Origin of the sequence: Endozoicomonas sp. SCSIO W0465 (genome assembly GCF_023716865.1) — a bacterium.
GTDB lineage: Bacteria > Pseudomonadota > Gammaproteobacteria > Pseudomonadales > Endozoicomonadaceae > Endozoicomonas.
Window position 1 is genome coordinate 2937813 of record NZ_CP092417.1, and the last position, 18213, is coordinate 2956025.

Below are 18213 nucleotides of genomic sequence, written 5' to 3' on the forward strand. Positions count from 1 at the left end.
GATCACATCTCTCCAGCGCTGAACTGCCGGGCTATCTGCCAGGTTTTTACCCGATCCTGCAATTTCGCCCAGCCTTCCCATACCACTAACCAGCCGGGCTGCCCTGTATGCTTTGAATCACCCCAACCACCAAGCCGAGCAATCGTTTGAAGCAGCCAAGTGACTGTTGGCGGCTTATCGGGCAACGCTTTTTTTTCATAGGTTAGCCAGAGAACCTGCCATTCATCATCACTGACCACCTCATTCGCGAGTGTTTTTTCACTCCAAAGCTTTCTGTCTTTGTGCTGCCTGTCATTCGGTAACATTAATGCTTCACGGATTTGCATTAGTCTGACAGCGACAAACATTAATATGACCGCAAGTCGTTCAATGTTATCCGGAGATTGCAGACGAAGCCTTTCTACTCCTGCTCCCGATTTCCAAGCCTTATGGAACTCTTCTATTCGCCATCGGAGCTCGTAAAATCGAATGATAGAGCGACAGTCTTCGAATGTTTCAATATCTTCAGTTGTCAATAGTACCAGTGCAAACGGTCTTCGGAGTCATTGCCAATCTCTTCAGCCGACACAATATTCATAGTTACCGGTTCCGGCCTGCCGCCTGGCCTTTGCGGCGCCTGTATTGTCATCTTCTTTCTTTTGACCTGCAGCGTTGCCTTTCGCTTCTTTCTACCTCCTTTTTGAGGAACCACTATCGTATATTTCCCCAACACTTCAGTCTGAGCTAAGGAATCAAATAATAAGAGTTCGCCATCCACCAGGATTCTGTTTTGTGTAGCTCTTACAACAAACCGCTGTCGGTTATCCAGTTTGTAGTGCATATATTCGTATATATCCGCCTCCCGGTCGCAAACACTGATGATGTCAGGCATTTTACCCCCCATCCTTTGTTCTGTGTTTTCAGAGGCTCTTTGCCACTTAAAGCTTTCCTTTCCCTCGTAAGGTAGCTGACGACGTTGGTTCTTTTTCCCCCGCTGAACGTCCTCTCTAACCCATCGTTCTTGATCAATAAGCCCAATGCTTCGCTCTGTATCCGCATCAACCAAGAAGACAGAGTGGACGTGGAATCCTCTGGTTTTAGAGCCTTCAGGACCTCCAAGATCACCAAGCTCGGATCTGACAGCATGTTTATAACCCAGGGTTGTTGTATCTTCGAGAGCCAGAAGTAGGCGAGACTGTCTCGCTATTTTGGCAGTTGCCTGAAAGCCTGCCTCAGCTATTGCTTCAGGCTTTACGGCCTCATTCTCAATCAGCCGGTAAGCTCCAGTTACCAGTGCGGTATAACCTTCGCATGAAGATGACAAAGAATTACCGGTATGAGCTGAAAGCTCGGCAGCAACTTTGACAAGTCGTTTTGTACGTCGAGTATCGCCCAAATCAGCACATCCAAAAGTTAGTTCTGACCATGGTTTAGGAGAAAGTGGAAGCATGACCTGTTTTATCAGTGAGAAATGATAGAACAAGGTAGCTATTTGTGATCAAGAGACAGGGCGTTGTGGGCGGATAAAATCATCTTCTGGCTGACACCACAGACGTCATCCGCCGTGGCCGGTCTGTTGCGCTCATCGGTGATCTACGATTTGCCGATGTTTCTGGCCTATCTGACCATGATTCCGGGCATGGCGGTCTTTTTTATCCGGTTCGAGACCGACTTTGCCAGGAGTTACCACGACTACTTCGGCGCGATTCTTGGCCATCAGCCATTGGACACGCTTTACCAATACAAACGGGAAATGATTGCCGCTGTTGCCCGGGGGCTGTACGCCATCGTCAAGGTCCAGAGCGTGGCTATTGTGGTTTTGTTTCTCTGGAGCCAGGACATTCTGGTGTTTCTGGGCATCTCACCCCACTACCAGGCGCTGCTGGAGGTGAACATGATCAGCGTCGGTCTGCAGGTGGTATTGATGGCCATTATGAGCGTGTTCTTTTACCTGGATAAACGTCGGGATGCGCTCAACCTTGCGATAGTGTTTCTGGTTACCAATATTGTCGGTACGCAGATAACGATCTGGCTGGACCCCTCCACCTACGGCTATGGCCTGTTGTTTTCGACAGCCATCACGACGTTGATTGGATTAGCCCGGTTAAACCAGATTCTGATTCATCTTCAATTTGAAACGTTCATGCAACGGGCGTGACAGGGGTTGGGTAGTGAGTCAGAGATGATATGAACAAAACTGCTCAAACTTCAATATCCTCGACTTTAGAGTCTGTATAAAACGATAATTCGGTCAGCTTTTTATAGTGAAGCAAGCCGAAATCAGTGAACTGTTTTTCCAAGTTCGTTATTACTTCCGTTTTTTGCCTAAAAGCCTTTAGTTATGCTGCTTCTGAATTATCCGGTATTAACTGGTCGATCAGATCGCGAAAATTGAACTCATATTTTTGCTTATATCTGTTCCAGCCCTTGCGAATAGAGAACCTCGGAATAATTCCTGAAAGAGCAATTTTCATCATGCCTGCAGTGGTTGTATCCGGGCTTCTCCAGGGTATCCGAGAAATATTCAGACATGCCTGATTTTTACAAACGGTTAATAACTGCAATAATGCATAGCCTGCCATTTTCAAATGCATCCATCGAAGCAGTGTTCGCAATTTCTGCTGCCATAAATGGCAACAGCCAAAAGCATGTTTGAGTTGGTGAAACATTGGCTCTACCGGCCATCTCCGGGAATAGGCACGAAGCACCTCCAGTCCCTCAAGTTCCGGATTGGTCGAGATGAATATTCTGCTTTCGGTCAGACCTTTGTCATTTTCAAAGCGACTCCAGACGACGCGTACTTCACGACCTTTAAGGAATCTGGCGCGACAGATCAGGGTACGATAACGTATTTTGCGAAATTTGCCGTACATCCATACTGTTGCTTTTTCTTCCGGCAGTTTCTTAACCTGTTCTGTCGTCATCTTGATGCCGTACTTTTTTGGGCGCCCTCGCTTCTTTACGGTGGGTGCTGGCGGCAAAGCATAGAGGGCCCGATTTGAAGGTATCTGACCAACAACTTCTATGTTCATTTCCAGAGCTGGCTTTATCAGTGTCCAGTTCATATACCAGCAATCGGTTAGCAGGCGTAGCACTCGATCCTTCACTTCATTGCGTACCACCCTGAGCATGGCCACGGCAATTTTCAGTTTGCTGGTGTTACCTGAAGCTGGTGTCGGAAATGAGATCACCGGTATGGCGGTAAATACTTCATCTGCAGCCCGCTCAAATATGATGGCCAGGGAAACCCAACACTGCCCCCAGATGTACGTCGGCCGATTGCGTTTCTTGCTGTGTTGATGATGTGTACGACAAGCAGGGGCTTTGTCGGAAAACCGTTCGATTACCCAGTCATCAAGCCCCAGGACCACAGGTTGATTCTCAGGAGCTTTGGAGCAGACCAGACGGATCAAGTGGCGTGCCAAGTTCTTCCATTGCCACTTGCCCTGAGATAGCCAGTGGTGGTAGCTGCTCCACACACAATGAAAATCAATTGTTAACAACGCCTGTGTAACAAAGCCGTCGGCTGAAAGCATGCAACCGAACAGCAGTTCGCAGAACGTTGGTACTGCAGTTGATGATAGCGCTCCAGCAAGAAAGGTTGTATATGAAGCGAGCTCCCTGAGGATTACTTGATGATCTGAAGTGAGCATGGCAACCATCTCGAATTTCGTCATTGGGGATGGTTGCTTTTAGCAGATTATGCGCCGGAACTATTGTGCTCTTAAAACTCTAAAGTCGAGTTCAATATCGAGACTTCACAGAAAATACACCCTTACTGAGTAAGCATTACTCTATTCAGACAAACGCCCCTGCCAAGCGGCGGCAAGAGGGTGTTCTCTCTGAATAATTGAAAGGGTGAAAGTCTCATATTGATGAGTACTAACGTTCAAGATCACCCTTCCCTGATGAAAATGGAATCACATTATCACTGACCATATTTACCTTGGCCCGGTACGTTACCGACAGCAGCATCCAGCCACAGTCGAACCAACCACTTTGAATTAGTGACCTGAGTGTCAGAATGCCTTGCCCCCCGGGACACCGCCAACGCATTCCCGAACACTTCATTCGCTGTGTAACCAGCGTTTTACAGGACGCCTCAATGACCCCTGAGCCTATGGGCAGGTTGCGCGACAGGTGTTCTGCATAATTCATCCGTAACCGGTTTTTTCTGAAGTACTTTAACTCTGTCTTTAATTTCGATCGGCGGGGATGCTTGCTATGCTGGTAAGCCAGTGCCTTGATTATTTTTTCAACCCCACCCGGCTCCTCCTTCAGGATATGTCGGTAGGTGCTGAATTTCTCTTTGGACTTCGCGCTATTTTCACCGTAAGCCAGGTCAAATGCCTTCTTCAGGTGTTCTGCCGCATGGTAATAATCAACAATTTCTTCTCCCTCCGGTAGCTCTTTGGTGAAGTATGTCCAATTGTCCCGGGCTCCATCTGCCACTTTGACCAGAGTCAGATTTGGCTTTTGCTGAAGCACCTTATCCAGAAGGTTTGAAAGGGATTTTTTCAATGTCGCTTTCTTGCTTTCAGGCATTCGTCCCATCCTGATCGTAGAGAGGCGATCTCCCTGGTCATCGTAAAACGACAGTGTTCCACAACTGGCCTCCTGACAACCTGCTGGCCCTCGGGTACGTTTGCCATCAGCAACACTCTTTTCACGTTTCTCCTGACGCTTGCCGTCTTTCATTGGTAGCATCACACCGTCAAGGGAAGCAGCTACCGTCACCGCGTCAGGCGGTACTGTGAGATTCTCCGCGAGAAGGGTCTCGAAAGGGTCAAGGTGCTGCTCCCATTGTTCGTTGAGTTTTTTGGGAAGACGTGCCAGAGAGCTGGTTGAGGGTGACATATTCCCCATTAGATCGAGTAAGCTTTTTACGTCCGCGGGCGGCAACTGGGCAACCATCCATGCTGCTTGCTTCGCAGCCTTTGGTAACCAGTAGCCTTCTACAACGCCAGCCTTGAGCTCTAAAGGGACAATGCACTTATCCCCGGCATTGCGGTAGAGGCTGCGCAATACCCGGACAGGTCCTGCTGCTGACTGGTAGGTTTGATAGCTGCGTAATGCCTGGTGATACACGACCCCATTCACTTCGATAGAAGCTTTATTGATGTCTAATTTTTGCAGTTCTTCTGCCAGTATTTCTCGCTCCGCCTGAATAAAGAGGGAGTGAATCTCGTTTTCATGATCCTCAAAATGCTGGATTGGATTATTGGACTGACGAAGTAGGGTCAGTTTTTGCTGCAGTTGGTCAATAGCAGGACAGGAATCATTGGCGACTTTGGTTAGTGGCTGACATACTTCCATCGGAGCGGCCTCTCACAGTTGACTCTTTGTTTGCTGTTAGAATCATAGCTGTGTTTGGCTGCTCTCCATTCAGTTTGAAAAATTTGGTGTTACGTCTGTTTGCTGTAGCTCAAGGCCTGTGGGTGTGATCAATATGAGACTTTCACCCATTGTTATCTGCTTCCTATTGATGGCACTGGTCTCTTTTATTCGGGAACCTGCCGCTGTGATGACTGCTGCATTAAAAATGAGGGCAAAAAAAACGAGGCTCTTTTCCAATTCCAGACTGCTATGTAACCAGCAAGTTGACTAAGGGCTGAAGAAGACTTTTGCCTCTTCGGCCAATATTATGCAAAAACTCAAAAAAGCCAAGGTAAAGGGGTAAAGCCTCTTGGGATATTCCCCTGTGAGGCCTTAGCCACGAGCGTAGAAGTGACCAAAACCCCTCCATAGTATTAACATGCACCTCGTAAATACCGTCTTTGTCATCATCACGAGCATACTCACCTTTGCCGTGACAGACCGTTTTATGTCTGAAGCCCCAGCTTTCAAGGTCATCATAGATGTTGTATTCATCGGTATAAATCTGGCTCTGTGGGGCTACGTGTTTCTTGATAAATGGTTCGATTGTCGCCTTCTTAACGTTCGACAGCATGTTGATAATGACCTGACCCCCTTTGAATCATTCCCAATACCGGCGGTTTGTCTTTTTCAAGAGTCCCACGGCCCGGAGCGCCTTTAAGCCTTCTTTTTTCTCGGTGGACGATCCAGATTTTTTTTAATGCTTCAGGGTGTCCCTTGTGACCAGCTACAATGTAGACTCGTCGAATTCAACTCGCCATCAAGAATCACTTCAGGCTTTCGGTCAACAACACCATTTCGTAAGACTGTGGTCATATGGTGTGCATCACTGACACACAGATCAAGTTCCTGAGCTATCTGGCTGTTGGAGACGTTCAGCCCCATTAAATAGAGACAGGCAATCCAGACTTTGAGTGGTCGGTGGTGTCCTGCGAAAACCGTATTTGTCAGGTCATCGAAGTAGCGCTTACAGGACTTACAGTAATAGTGCTGGCACTCTACCTGCACATTGTCGTGTCCATTCTTTTTGACATTCTCAGAATCACAGTGCGGACAGAGAACAGTGCCATCTGGCCAGCGGTTCTCACGGGATCATCTCAAAGCAGGTGTCATTACTGATGAGATCTGAGATTCGGCCTATATTCATGGTCAATGCTGGCGATGGCTAATTATATCCACCAAGGATAGTTCAGCAGTTCGGAATTCGAAAAGAGCCACAATGATATTTATCTTGGTAGCCATTGGATCCTGATCGAGCATCCCAATGATCAGTATATCTCGGTACTTTTATTCAATACCGACAGCCAGACCGATGAGCGCCTCGATGCCAGAGACCGGATCGAGAGCTATGTGGTTCCGGGTATCCGGGCATCATAGGAACTGTTGGGCGATCAGTTGGAAGGGCAGCGAACCATTGTCGGCTATCAGCGGGAGGAATGATCGGTCCCTGAAATTGGCGAGGTCTATAAGCTCACGACACCAAATGGTTTAACGACCCAGTTTATTCGCATTACCGCAGGCAGTCTGCTCCATAAAAGCGGCACCAATAGTTACCTTCGATTATTTACTTTCCAGTCAACCAGAGAGGCGGAGAAGGGAGAGGATAAATGGATATTGATTTAAGCTCGCTATTCCTGGCTTCATCCGATCCTCTTATAAAAGTGCTAGCTTGCTTACCAGCAATTTTGGCTTGTTCTTTGTCACCGGTATTCTTGAGAATTTTATAGTAAGCCTTTTGGTAAGCCTTCTGGTAATCCTTCCCTTTCTTGGATTCACGGTAAGCCTTTTGGTAAGCCTTTTGGTAAGCCTTACGTTTCTCGGACTGTTCGTAAGCCTTCCGGGAAGTCTTCCCTTTCTCGGATTTACGGTAAGCTTTTTGGTAAGCCTTCTGGGAAGTCTTCCCTTTCTCGGATTTACGGTAAGCCTCCCGGGTAGCCTTCCCTTTATCGGATTCAAGGTAAGCCTTCCGGGTAGCCTTCCCTTTCTCGGATTCACGGTAAGCCTTTTGGTAAGCCTTTTGGTAAGCCTTACGCTTCTCGGACTGTTCGTAAGCCTTCCCTTTCTCAGGTTCAAGGTAAGCCTTTTGGGAGGCCTTATCAAGAGAGATAGTTAGAAATTCACCAGAAACGGAAGCAGAAAAATTAAAATCAAACTCATTTTTAGAAGATGTATTTTGTTGAAGCTGTTCACTATGGAGTTGTGGAATAATCATTGCAATCGGTGCTTCAGGCCTGGAAAATGTTGCAATTCGATTTTGATCAGGAATAGGTACAAGTTGATGAAGGTTGTTATCAATAACTGATGAGATTTTCGGGGTTGATTGCCCCATACCTGAAAAAATATTTCCAGCAGTGTCTTTTAATGTTGAATCAAGTGGAGGGTGATTAATATTAACAGAGTGTGACTGCGAGTCAGCTTCAAGGGCCATATCCCAAACGTGATCGATTATTAATCCTGATTGACTGGTATAAAGAGTATTTTCGTCGCTTTGTTGTTGCGCCTTGGTTCTATCTGATAGGCCTAACGGCTCACTTTGCTCATGTTCTTGAGGATAAATAACCCTCACCAGTGCTTTTGGAAAACGGTAATCGCTGAATGGGTTATGGAAGCTTTCGCTACTTTCACTATATGTATTCAAGATGTTTAAATAATTGTTTGGTGTAGTTTGTTGAACTTCCAGCCCGAATACTACGCTATTGTGCTGCGGACAGCCATTCAAAACTGAACCACTGCTTGACATGGGAGGTTCATACGCCTTATGAACATCAGGATACAGAGATTGTGAGTTAAAATATGGGACGGCCATTGAATTATTGAATAATTGAATTATAGCTAGGACCACACCTTTTTATAAAAGTTCCCCCCCCCCTTTCGAAATTCATTCTTCATTTATTTATGTCAACCACGCATAAGGGCTTGCTATAGCGATTACGAACGACGACGTTAAGGAGCTGTCCTGAAATAATATCCACATTTCTGAATATCAAAACTACGTTCGTCCTGAGGCCAGTCGAAGAGTCTCACGAATGAAACTGTAGCGACTGTTTTGTAACACCAGTCTGTGAGTGTTTTCAGGGTCCACCTGAAAAGTGGTGAGGGCGTTCCTGTGATCAAGAACCCGGTTTATAACCCCTGCAACTGCCTCGCTAATCACTCGACAAAGGGGGGGCGGCCACCTGTACGGCGATACACTATATGCGCAAACGTTTCAGTAAAAAATGGCCATAAATCGGGTGAAGACAAGAAAAAGGAGAAGTGTTTAAAGCACAAAATGTCCAAACGGACATTTTTAGGAGGCTCTTTTCGGGTTACAGACTGCTCTGCAATGAAAATTGGCCAAAGGCCTTGATATACAATGCCTTCAGGAAACTGCTGGCTAAATATTGCCAAGCCCTGCCACAGGAGGATTCCAGCCTGATTTATGAAATCAGCAGTCTGCAATACGAAAAGAGCCTTTTAGGATTATGGGTAGGTTTTGCAGAAATACTATTTGGTCGGAGCGAGAGGATTTGAACCTCCGACCCCCACAACCCCATTGTGGTGCGCTACCAGGCTGCGCTACGCTCCGACGCATAGAAAGGATAAAAAGGCGATTTTTGTCCCTTCAGGCGATGTGTATATTACCTTAACTCACTCTATTTGCAAGCACTCGCGCATTGCTTTGGGTGAAAGTCTCATATTGATCACACCCACAGGCCTTGAGCTACAGCAAACAGACGTAACACCAAATTTTTCAAACTGAATGGAGAGCAGCCAAACACAGCTATGATTCTAACAGCAAACAAAGAGTCAACTGTGAGAGGCCGCTCCGATGGAAGTATGTCAGCCACTAACCAAAGTCGCCAATGATTCCTGTCCTGCTATTGACCAACTGCAGCAAAAACTGACCCTCCTTCGTCAGTCCAATAATCCAATCCAGCATTTTGAGGATCATGAAAACGAGATTCACTCCCTCTTTATTCAGGCGGAGCGAGAAATACTGGCAGAAGAACTGCAAAAATTAGACATCAATAAAGCTCTATCGAAGTGAATGGGGTCGTGTATCACCAGGCATTACGCAGCTATCAAACCTACCAGTCAGCAGCAGGACCTGTCCGGGTATTGCGCAGCCTCTACCGCAATGCCGGGGATAAGTGCATTGTCCCTTTAGAGCTCAAGGCTGGCGTTGTAGAAGGCTACTGGTTACCAAAGGCTGCGAAGCAAGCAGCATGGATGGTTGCCCAGTTGCCGCCCGCGGACGTAAAAAGCTTACTCGATCTAATGGGGAATATGTCACCCTCAACCAGCTCTCTGGCACGTCTTCCCAAAAAACTCAACGAACAATGGGAGCAGCACCTTGACCCTTTCGAGACCCTTCTCGCGGAGAATCTCACAGTACCGCCTGACGCGGTGACGGTAGCTGCTTCCCTTGACGGTGTGATGCTACCAATGAAAGACGGCAAGCGTCAGGAGAAACGTGAAAAGAGTGTTGCTGATGGCAAACGTACCCGAGGGCCAGCAGGTTGTCAGGAGGCCAGTTGTGGAACACTGTCGTTTTACGATGACCAGGGAGATCGCCTCTCTACGATCAGGATGGGACGAATGCCTGAAAGCAAGAAAGCGACATTGAAAAAATCCCTTTCAAACCTTCTGGATAAGGTGCTTCAGCAAAAGCCAAATCTGACTCTGGTCAAAGTGGCAGATGGAGCCCGGGACAATTGGACATACTTCACCAAAGAGCTACCGGAGGGAGAAGAAATTGTTGATTATTACCATGCGGCAGAACACCTGAAGAAGGCATTTGACCTGGCTTACGGTGAAAATAGCGCGAAGTCCAAAGAGAAATTCAGCACCTACCGACATATCCTGAAGGAGGAGCCGGGTGGGGTTGAAAAAATAATCAAGGCACTGGCTTACCAGCATAGCAAGCATCCCCGCCGATCGAAATTAAAGACAGAGTTAAAGTACTTCAGAAAAAACCGGTTACGGATGAATTATGCAGAACACCTGTCGCGCAACCTGCCCATAGGCTCAGGGGTCATTGAGGCGTCCTGTAAAACGCTGGTTACACAGCGAATGAAGTGTTCGGGAATGCGTTGGCGGTGTCCCGGGGGGCAAGGCATTCTGACACTCAGGTCACTAATTCAAAGTGGTTGGTTCGACTGTGGCTGGATGCTGCTGTCGGTAACGTACCGGGCCAAGGTAAATATGGTCAGTGATAATGTGATTCCATTTTCATCAGGGAAGGGTGATCTTGAACGTTAGTACTCATCAATATGAGACTTTCACCCATTGCTTTTGCTGATTTCTCTGACGAAAACGGTTAGATGCTAAATGGGCTTTTTTTCTTGCTACAGAACATTTACTGTCTATCCGTTTGTATAGCATAAAGTGGTTTTAACTTTTTCTGCTTTGGAGAGAAGAAATGCGTCGGATGCGAAACTGGCTGTTTGTAGGCACCACTCTTTTTTTGACGACTCTGGCGTATGGTGCTGCGACAGAGTCACCCGAAGCTGCCAATAAGAAGATGGATGCATTGAAGGTGGTTTTGGAAACGAATAAAGGGGATATTGTTTTGATGCTGACGCCCGAAGAGGCTCCTGTCACCGTCAATAACTTTATCGAATATGTTGAAAGTGGTTTCTACAATGGTCTGGTATTCCACCGGGTGATTAATAACTTCATGATCCAGGGCGGTGGCTTTACCGCAGATATGAGCCAGCGGGCAACCCGTGCTCCCATTAAAAACGAGTCGCTGCTGAATCAACGTCTGGAAAACCGTCGTGGCTCCATTGCCATGGCCAGAACCCAAATCGTTGACAGTGCCACTTCCCAGTTTTTCATCAACCTCAAAGACAATGAATTCCTCAATGGCAAGCCTTATAAGGCAGGCTATGCGGTTTTTGGCCATGTTGTTAAAGGAATGGAGGTGGTAGACACTATTGCCGGAGTGAAGACGGGTTATCGCGGCCCACACGGTGATGTACCGGTTGACTCGGTGATTATCAATAAAGCGTATGTAGTGAAAGAGGGTGAGTCGTCTGCTAAAACTGAACCTGTGGCTTCCTGATAGCCATGAGTCAACAGACCATTTCTTCCACTGGTGAACTGGTTCGATCACTAAAATCAGCCGCCAGGCTGTCTGGTCATCGGCGTTTGCTGGTATGTGCAGGCAGTGCTGACTGGTGTGAGACTCAAGTGGTTGAAATGGTACATGCCCTGACAGGGGAGTCTGTGCTGCTGATTGGAGAAGATTTCCCCGGGCTTACTGTTTCTGATCTTGTAAATTCTTATATAGAAGCCATTGCTGCAAAAAAATGTCTGTCCCGGTTGGGCGCAGAGCATCAGAACATCATCTTTAATGCGTATGCAGGCTTTGATGTGGATGCGTTTGGCGCCATCAGTGGCACGTTATGTGCCGGTGGTCTTATGGTGCTGTTAACACCGGCGCTGGATCAATGGCAGTATTTCCATGATCCTGAACATCACCGAATGCAGGTTTACCCGCAACAATTTGAGGATGTCTCCGGACGATATTTGCAGCGTTTGTCTCAAATAATTAAAACCTCTGATCTGCTCTCTCTCATCACTGAGAGTGGGGAATTACGGATTCAATGGGTTAATAGTCATCCTGAGAAAGACACACTTGCCGAACAGGGCGAGATGGTAACCGCTCCCTGTAAAACCCGATCACAGATGCGTGCGGTTCAGGCCATTCACAAAGTGTTTCGTGGGCACCGTCGCCGTCCGCTGGTTCTGACGGCTGATCGAGGGCGGGGCAAAAGTGCATCCCTCGGTATTGCCGCAGCACAGCTGTTGCTGGAAGGTGCTGATCAGATAACCATAACTGCACCTTCAAGAAACACAGCAGATGTGTTCTTTCAACATGCCGGTAAAGTGCTGGGTGAGTGTCATGCAGCACTTTTAAACAGACTTCATTTTATTGCTCCGGATGATCTGGTACAGACACTGCCTGCAACGCAGTTGTTGCTGGTTGATGAGGCGGCAGCCATTCCAACCCCCGTACTTGAAAAAATGCTGACTCACTACAGCCGAATTGTCTATGCCACCACTATCCATGGCTATGAAGGAACCGGACGGGGCTTTGCCATACGCTTCACAAAGGTGCTTGATAGCAAAACACCTCAGTGGCATGAGCTGAGAATGATAGAGCCGGTTCGCTGGCAGCCGGAAGATCCACTGGAGCGCTTTGTATTCAGGGCGTTGCTGCTCAATGCCGTGCCAGCTGTTATTGATCAGCCCGAAAATATCAGTCCGGAGCAGTGTATTTTCCGGCAGATTTCATCTGAAGAACTGGTTTCGAATGAGGACCTGTTAGCTCAGATGTTTGGTCTGCTGGTACTGGCTCATTACCAGACACGACCATTTGATCTTCGTCACCTGCTGGATGGTGGGAATATGGAAATCTACGGTCTTTTTGCTCGACAGAAACGGTTAGTTGCCGTGCTTCTGGCTGCCAGGGAAGGGGAGATTGAGTCTGCACTGATTGATGATATCTGGATGGGCAGGCGCCGGGTCCGGGGTCATTTGCTGCCGCAATCACTGAGTAATCACCTGGGCTTACCGGAAGCTATCTTCCTGAAAGGACTCCGGATCATCAGAATCGCTGTGCATCCGGATTGTCAGAGAAAAGGGTTGGGTAGAGCGGTGCTGGATAAACTCCAACAGGATGCCGCCGTTAAAAATATTGACTACCTGGGCACTGTGTTTGGTGCTACTGATGACCTTCTGCAGTTCTGGGACGATTCCTCCTATGTGCCTGTGCGGGTTGGTTTGTCCAGAGACGCTGCCAGTGGCACCCATGCTGCCATGATGCTCAAACCGTTATCACTCCCTGCGCAACATCTGATTCATAAGGCTCATAAGAAATGCTTATTTCAGCTTCAATGGCTATTGATGGATGAACTCAGAGACCTGGATGTTGAGGTGGTTGCCACACTTCTTGCCATCATGGCGCCAATAATTCGGGCCAGTGATTATTATGCGTTATCTTGTGATGATCAGCGCGAACTGGTTTCTTTCACTGAGGGGAGGAGACAGTACGAAAATTGCGTTGATGTCATCAAAAGAGTGACCTTTCGAATACTTGGGGTTGGTGATATAAATACTGCGGATGTAAGGCTTCTTGTCAGTCGTGTGATTCAAAATCACTCCTGGCATCAAGTGGCCGCTGCCTGTAATGTTTCAGGAGAAAAGCAGGCCCGGCAACGTCTGAGAGAGCTGATTGCTGTCAAAAGCAGGCTGCACTTGTCAGGCTGTTAGTATTATAGTGTCTACATTAATACCCATTTGGCCGATGTTGATCTGAACCATTTGGGTGTTTTTCCGTGAACCTGATGGAGCATGAATAATGGATCGGTTTACTGTGTTTGGCCGTCCTGGCTGTGGATTCTGTGTACGTGCCAAACAGCTGCTGGAGATGAAAGGCTTGCCTTTCAAATACGTTGATATCTACGAAGAGGGGATCAGTAAGGCTGACCTGTCCAAGACTGTTGGTAAGGAAGTTCAGACGGTTCCCCAGATTTTTCATGGTCAGCACTACGTTGGCGGTTGTACGGATCTGGAAGCTTATCTCAAGGAAAAAGAGGCCTGAGCGTCATGCATAACGGTAGATCCTTGAATGGGGATTGTCGTTAATTTTAACCAGACGGGCATCGCTGCGCTGCAGCCTTTCCTGTCTGGCAGATGGGTCATAGGGACGTATCCGGTTAAACTCCGGTAACGGCTCCCCGCGCTTTAGTTGAATAAACAGCGGCAGTGGCGAGTTGATCTGGGCGGGATACTGTTTTTTCAGTGCCGGGTCAGTCTGCCTGAGCGCCTGAATATCCTTTGGCCAGGTGATATTGGCCCTCAGGTGAGGAGCCAGTATACGCTTGATTACCACCACTTCTTCGGCCGGCATTTTCTCCAGCAGGCAAATATCTTCATTAACAGCGACGGAGGCCATGTATTTCTTCCTGAAATGGTCAATCGCATCTTCGGCGGTCAGCCTGACCGTGCCGCTGTGACTTGCCGCCCAGCTGAAACCAACCCGCCTGGGAGGCTCTGGAAAGAGCTTGAGCTGTCGGTAACATTGCACGAAATGCAGATGCTTGATCTGAAGTCCCCCCAGTAAACCATCCCGCAAATCATCAGACGCCTGTTCAATTGCCTCTATGCTGTCACCAAATAGCTTGCGAAAATTGGCTATTGCGTTTTTAAACTGATCACGACAGAGGTTCAGTGCTTCACCGAGTTGTAAGGTGTGCTCAGAAACGCCTACTAATCCGGTTAAACGGGCAGTTTCCTGCTTGTTCTGCTCTTCGATATAGGTCAGTCGAGTGGTAATACCCGCTGCTACAGCGCGTTGGTTTTCAGATTCGGATTCCGTTTCCATGATCCAGATGGGTAAGCCATGGTCAGATTCAATGGCTTCCCGAAAGGTGCGATTCAGTTCTACCAGCTGAATAAGAGCATCCCTTACGGCGATTCGTGCAGCGGTTTCTTTACTCATAACGTGCTCATAAAAAAGTCATCTGACGGGTTTTCAGGGAGTTCAGGGAGTTCAGGGAGAAAGGCGGTCGATTTGCCAATCACTGTCCTTATCTGCCGACAACCGGGTGTATTGAAAGCGATCGTGCAGGCGGTTTGGGCGGCCTTGCCAGAATTCAATGCTCTTTGGCACTACGCGATAGCCGCCCCAGAAATCGGGCAGAGGCACTTTTCCTTCCTTGAATTTGCGTTTCATCTCTTCGAGTTTTAATTCCAGAACCTTGCGGCCGGTAATGACAGAGCTTTGCTGTGATACCCAGGCACCGAGCTGGCTGCCATGAGGGCGGCTGATAAAGTACCGCAGTGATTCAGACGTTGAAATTTTTTCTGCCTTACCCTGGATGACGACCTGTCGTTCAAGGGCAACCCAGGGAAACATAATGGCAACGTGGGGATTGCTGGTAATGTCTCTGGCTTTATTACTGCTGTAATTGGTGAAAAAGACAAAGCCAGACGGGTCGAAATACTTGAGGAGTACCGTCCTCAGGGCTGGAACACCCGATGACGAAACAGTAGCAAGACTCATCGCATTGGGTTCGGCAAGCTGAGCATGCTGGGCCTGCTCAAACCAGAGCTCAAACTGGTCAAATGGACTTGCTCTCAGGTTGTCCCGGCTGAGCCCTGCCTGAGTATACTCTTCTCTTAAATAGCTGATATCCATGACGGTTCTGTACTAGCAAATAATTTCTTATTTTAACTGCGTCACTGCATTCTTTACAGTGTTCAGCCACTTATAATATCACCGTCAAGAATTTCCTGATCAGGTTGCGTTGGAAAAACCAGAACTGGTGAGATAACCCATACCAGCTTCCTTACCCAGCTTCTTTACACGGCATATGTCCGGTGATTTAACCGATCGATCCCTTTCGATGAGATGGCTCCAGGTTAATTGCTGGACTGCTACCCTGGAAGTATTGATGGATCCATATGATGTAGCAGCCCAACATTATGATGGTGCATTTTTCTTCATTTGCTTATTGAACAATTTCTGCCAGTTTTTAAGGTCCGCTGGGTTGTTGCTATCGTCCTTATGATGATTGGTTAGCAGGATCTGACCAACTCGTTAATGCCTTAGAATTCCATTAAAATTCTGGCAGCTGTTATGAGTTCAAAAAAACGACACAATCTGGGTTTTCTCTTGCCTTCTATCGATAGTTCGAAAGTTCGCTTACTATCTTTAGCTATCTGATCGAAGCAGCGGACTTTAAGGTAATTCTTGATGATTCTGCTATAACTGACTGTCGGCAATTAATTGAATAACTAAGGATTCAGTGTTTATTTAATGGTCGTACGGTTAACTGGAGATTTTTTTCAATGTTTGATGATTATTCTGTTAATTTAATGGTCAGTTCAATCGCTGAATTAATTTATTTTGAAAAACAAATAATATTCAAGTTATCCGGTTTCCGAAATCATTTACTAATTAATGGTCGTTTTCGAACAAACAGCTGGAAGGTTAAGTTATGAATATAAAAATTGAAGGCAATGTAATAGTTGTGAATAATGCCAATTCAGTTGTTCCACCTGAGCTGGAGTTTGATGACAACCGTGCAGATAAAATCAGCAGTTTTGATTCCCGGCGAGTGAACAATAAGCAAAAAACAGAAGCATTGTTTTCCTCGCCAGACAGTAAAATTAAAACCACCGGTTTTAATCAAGTTACAACACCTGCTCAGACCTCAGTCATTACAAAATCGGTGGGCTCACATTCAATTAAAACAACCGATTCATTGAATTCAATCCAGGCGGCTGGCAGTAATTCAGTGTTAGTGAAGCAACCCACCTCTGCCAATCCGGCCAATATCCAGTCAGTCTCAGTCATTACCTCAAGTGCAGCGCATGGTTTGAACGCCGCTATAACATCCACTCATCAGCCATCTGCTGGCAGTACACTCAGTACTATACAAGGCTCTGCATCTCATCACATAAGCACCCCTTTATATCAAAGTGACAGCACTTCAGGCTCAGCGGGTGAATCAAGTACGACTAATGCGACCCGATCTCAGCCACAAACCTATAACGCCCCAAATACAACAAAAAATTCTCTATCTTCTGACGCAAAAAGCAATCTGTCCTCCATTACCCGTTCATCAAGCTCGATGCATGAATCGAGTGTTGTCAATTCAACCAGTTCTCAATCGCACAATTCCAGTTCATTAAGTACAAGAAGTACAAGACAAGGGGCTAACTTTACTGACACAACAAAGTCTCTGACTCACACCGACAGCATATCTGATTCAGTAAAGGATTCGCCCTCTACCAATATGACGGATTCCCGGTCTCTTTCCACCAGCACCAGCACCAGCACCAGCACCGAGCTGAGAGGGTCAACAACCAGCGCAATACCGCTAACACCGCTAACAACGGCATTGAGGAACCAGACGCAATGGCTGACGGACAGTGTGGTCGCCGGGTACTCATCTGGTGTGACGGTTGATATGACCTCCACCCATTCGACTATGGCATCGTCCAGTGCAGTGATGGCCAATGCCACCAGCCCCGCCATGCTGAAGCAAGAATTAATCACCATACTGCACGACATAGGCAGCACGACTAATACCGGTATGCTGAAAAAGGACTTGCAGGCCTTTGCAAAACTGTATCCAGCCGAGGATGTGTCAGAATTAAAATCATTTGTTGATTCAAGTGTTCAGGCTTTTGAGGCGTTTATGCTGTTGGACGGCATCTCTGCTTTCGTCAGGACGATTAACGGTACTTTCCCTCAAGTTGCTCAACAGTATGAGCACATCCTGAACGAGGGAGTGAACGACATGATTGAGCAGTTCAATACCACCAGAACCTCTGCAGCAACCTCTACACCAACCTCTACACCAACCGCTACACCAACCTCTGAACCGACAAAAGCTCCCAACCATGATCGATCAAAAAGAATGATCATTCCGAAGTCGGAATTTTTTGAGAAGATTATCAATCTGATAATGATGCAACATTTTTTCAAGCAAGAAGATTCGACCCCGCAGTTTTTGGATTTTTTAAAGGGCGTTTCACAAATGCGTAATGATTTTGTTATCGCTCTACAACGTAATCTTGCAACAACCAGAGATGTGCAGGACCTTGTCCGGCAAATCAGTGAATCACAGCGAATAACCAGCTTTTTACAGCACTATAACCAGATGATACCCGAGTTGATAAGACAGGAAGACTTTGTTGCTCTTGGACGACTGGCCTATAAAATTAACGTACTTGCTTATGTTAATATTGCTGAGATACCTCCGTTTCCAGAAGCAAACATGATGGAAGCTTTCAAACTCATGGTTGATTCAATTTTGCATGAAATTGATCGACTGTCGGTTTTGCCTGGAAGTC

General features: G+C 47.0%; 15 protein-coding genes, 1 tRNA gene and 1 pseudogene. 6 read left to right on the top strand and 11 right to left on the bottom strand.

Annotated elements, in window-relative coordinates; translation table 11 throughout:
• Positions 1–2: 2 nt before the first annotated feature.
• A pseudogene (locus tag MJO57_RS12885) lies at positions 3–1429 on the bottom strand (IS4 family transposase).
• A gap of 63 nt (positions 1430–1492) precedes the next feature.
• Between MJO57_RS12885 and pelG the strand changes: the two are divergent.
• Positions 1493–2137 (top strand): exopolysaccharide Pel transporter PelG, encoded by a 645-nt coding sequence (gene pelG / locus MJO57_RS12890; protein ID WP_252025804.1) that lies wholly within the window; start codon positions 1493–1495, stop codon positions 2135–2137.
• 181 nt (positions 2138–2318) lie between these two features.
• Here the strand turns inward: pelG and MJO57_RS12895 are convergent, their stop codons facing one another.
• From MJO57_RS12895 to MJO57_RS12925, 7 genes are all read right to left on the bottom strand, one after another.
• Positions 2319–3656, bottom strand: a complete 1338-nt coding sequence (locus MJO57_RS12895) for a transposase (protein WP_252017304.1) — start codon at positions 3654–3656, stop codon at positions 2319–2321.
• A gap of 205 nt (positions 3657–3861) precedes the next feature.
• A complete protein-coding gene (locus tag MJO57_RS12900; protein ID WP_252019822.1) occupies positions 3862–5295 on the bottom strand; it encodes a hypothetical protein in 1434 nt (477 codons plus the stop codon).
• Between the two features lie 268 nt (positions 5296–5563).
• Entirely contained in the window at positions 5564–5938 is a 375-nt protein-coding gene (locus MJO57_RS12905) for an IS1595 family transposase (protein ID WP_305881927.1), read from the bottom strand.
• A 122-nt stretch (positions 5939–6060) separates the two neighbouring features.
• Positions 6061–6363 carry a hypothetical protein gene (locus tag MJO57_RS12910; protein ID WP_252025808.1) on the bottom strand — a complete coding sequence of 101 codons (303 nt, stop codon included), beginning with the start codon at positions 6361–6363 and terminating at the stop codon, positions 6061–6063.
• A 556-nt stretch (positions 6364–6919) separates the two neighbouring features.
• The gene (locus tag MJO57_RS12915; protein WP_252025810.1) at positions 6920–8095 is read right to left on the bottom strand and encodes a hypothetical protein; all 1176 of its coding nucleotides are present in this window, start codon (positions 8093–8095) and stop codon (positions 6920–6922) included.
• Between the two features lie 410 nt (positions 8096–8505).
• The gene (locus MJO57_RS12920) at positions 8506–8796 is read right to left on the bottom strand and encodes a hypothetical protein (RefSeq protein ID WP_252025812.1); all 291 of its coding nucleotides are present in this window, start codon (positions 8794–8796) and stop codon (positions 8506–8508) included.
• A gap of 50 nt (positions 8797–8846) precedes the next feature.
• Positions 8847–8923, bottom strand: a tRNA-Pro gene (locus MJO57_RS12925).
• 243 nt (positions 8924–9166) lie between these two features.
• Here MJO57_RS12925 and MJO57_RS12930 point away from each other — a divergent pair.
• From MJO57_RS12930 to MJO57_RS12950, 5 genes are all read left to right on the top strand, one after another.
• The gene (locus MJO57_RS12930; RefSeq protein WP_252025814.1) at positions 9167–9385 is read left to right on the top strand and encodes a hypothetical protein; all 219 of its coding nucleotides are present in this window, start codon (positions 9167–9169) and stop codon (positions 9383–9385) included.
• Positions 9382–10599 carry a hypothetical protein gene (locus tag MJO57_RS12935; protein ID WP_252025816.1) on the top strand — a complete coding sequence of 406 codons (1218 nt, stop codon included), beginning with the start codon at positions 9382–9384 and terminating at the stop codon, positions 10597–10599. The genes MJO57_RS12930 and MJO57_RS12935 overlap by 4 nt, the downstream gene beginning before the upstream one ends.
• Before the next feature lie 160 nt (positions 10600–10759).
• Complete coding sequence (locus MJO57_RS12940) at positions 10760–11404, top strand: peptidylprolyl isomerase (RefSeq protein WP_371924834.1); 645 nt, start codon at positions 10760–10762, stop codon at positions 11402–11404.
• A gap of 5 nt (positions 11405–11409) precedes the next feature.
• Positions 11410–13617 carry a tRNA(Met) cytidine acetyltransferase TmcA gene (locus MJO57_RS12945; RefSeq protein ID WP_252025818.1) on the top strand — a complete coding sequence of 736 codons (2208 nt, stop codon included), beginning with the start codon at positions 11410–11412 and terminating at the stop codon, positions 13615–13617.
• A gap of 88 nt (positions 13618–13705) precedes the next feature.
• The gene (locus tag MJO57_RS12950) at positions 13706–13948 is read left to right on the top strand and encodes a GrxA family glutaredoxin (protein WP_252025820.1); all 243 of its coding nucleotides are present in this window, start codon (positions 13706–13708) and stop codon (positions 13946–13948) included.
• Positions 13949–13951: 3 nt separating this feature from the next.
• Here the strand turns inward: MJO57_RS12950 and MJO57_RS12955 are convergent, their stop codons facing one another.
• The 3 genes from MJO57_RS12955 to MJO57_RS12965 all read right to left on the bottom strand — a co-directional run bounded on the left by MJO57_RS12955 (position 13952) and on the right by MJO57_RS12965 (position 17392).
• Positions 13952–14848 (bottom strand): DNA replication terminus site-binding protein, encoded by an 897-nt coding sequence (locus MJO57_RS12955; RefSeq protein ID WP_252025822.1) that lies wholly within the window; start codon positions 14846–14848, stop codon positions 13952–13954.
• A 51-nt stretch (positions 14849–14899) separates the two neighbouring features.
• Complete coding sequence (pdxH, locus tag MJO57_RS12960) at positions 14900–15547, bottom strand: pyridoxamine 5'-phosphate oxidase (RefSeq protein ID WP_252025824.1); 648 nt, start codon at positions 15545–15547, stop codon at positions 14900–14902.
• 1554 nt (positions 15548–17101) lie between these two features.
• Positions 17102–17392, bottom strand: coding sequence for a hypothetical protein (locus MJO57_RS12965; protein ID WP_252025826.1), 291 nt, complete (start codon positions 17390–17392; stop codon positions 17102–17104).
• Between the last annotated feature and the right edge of the window lie 821 nt (positions 17393–18213).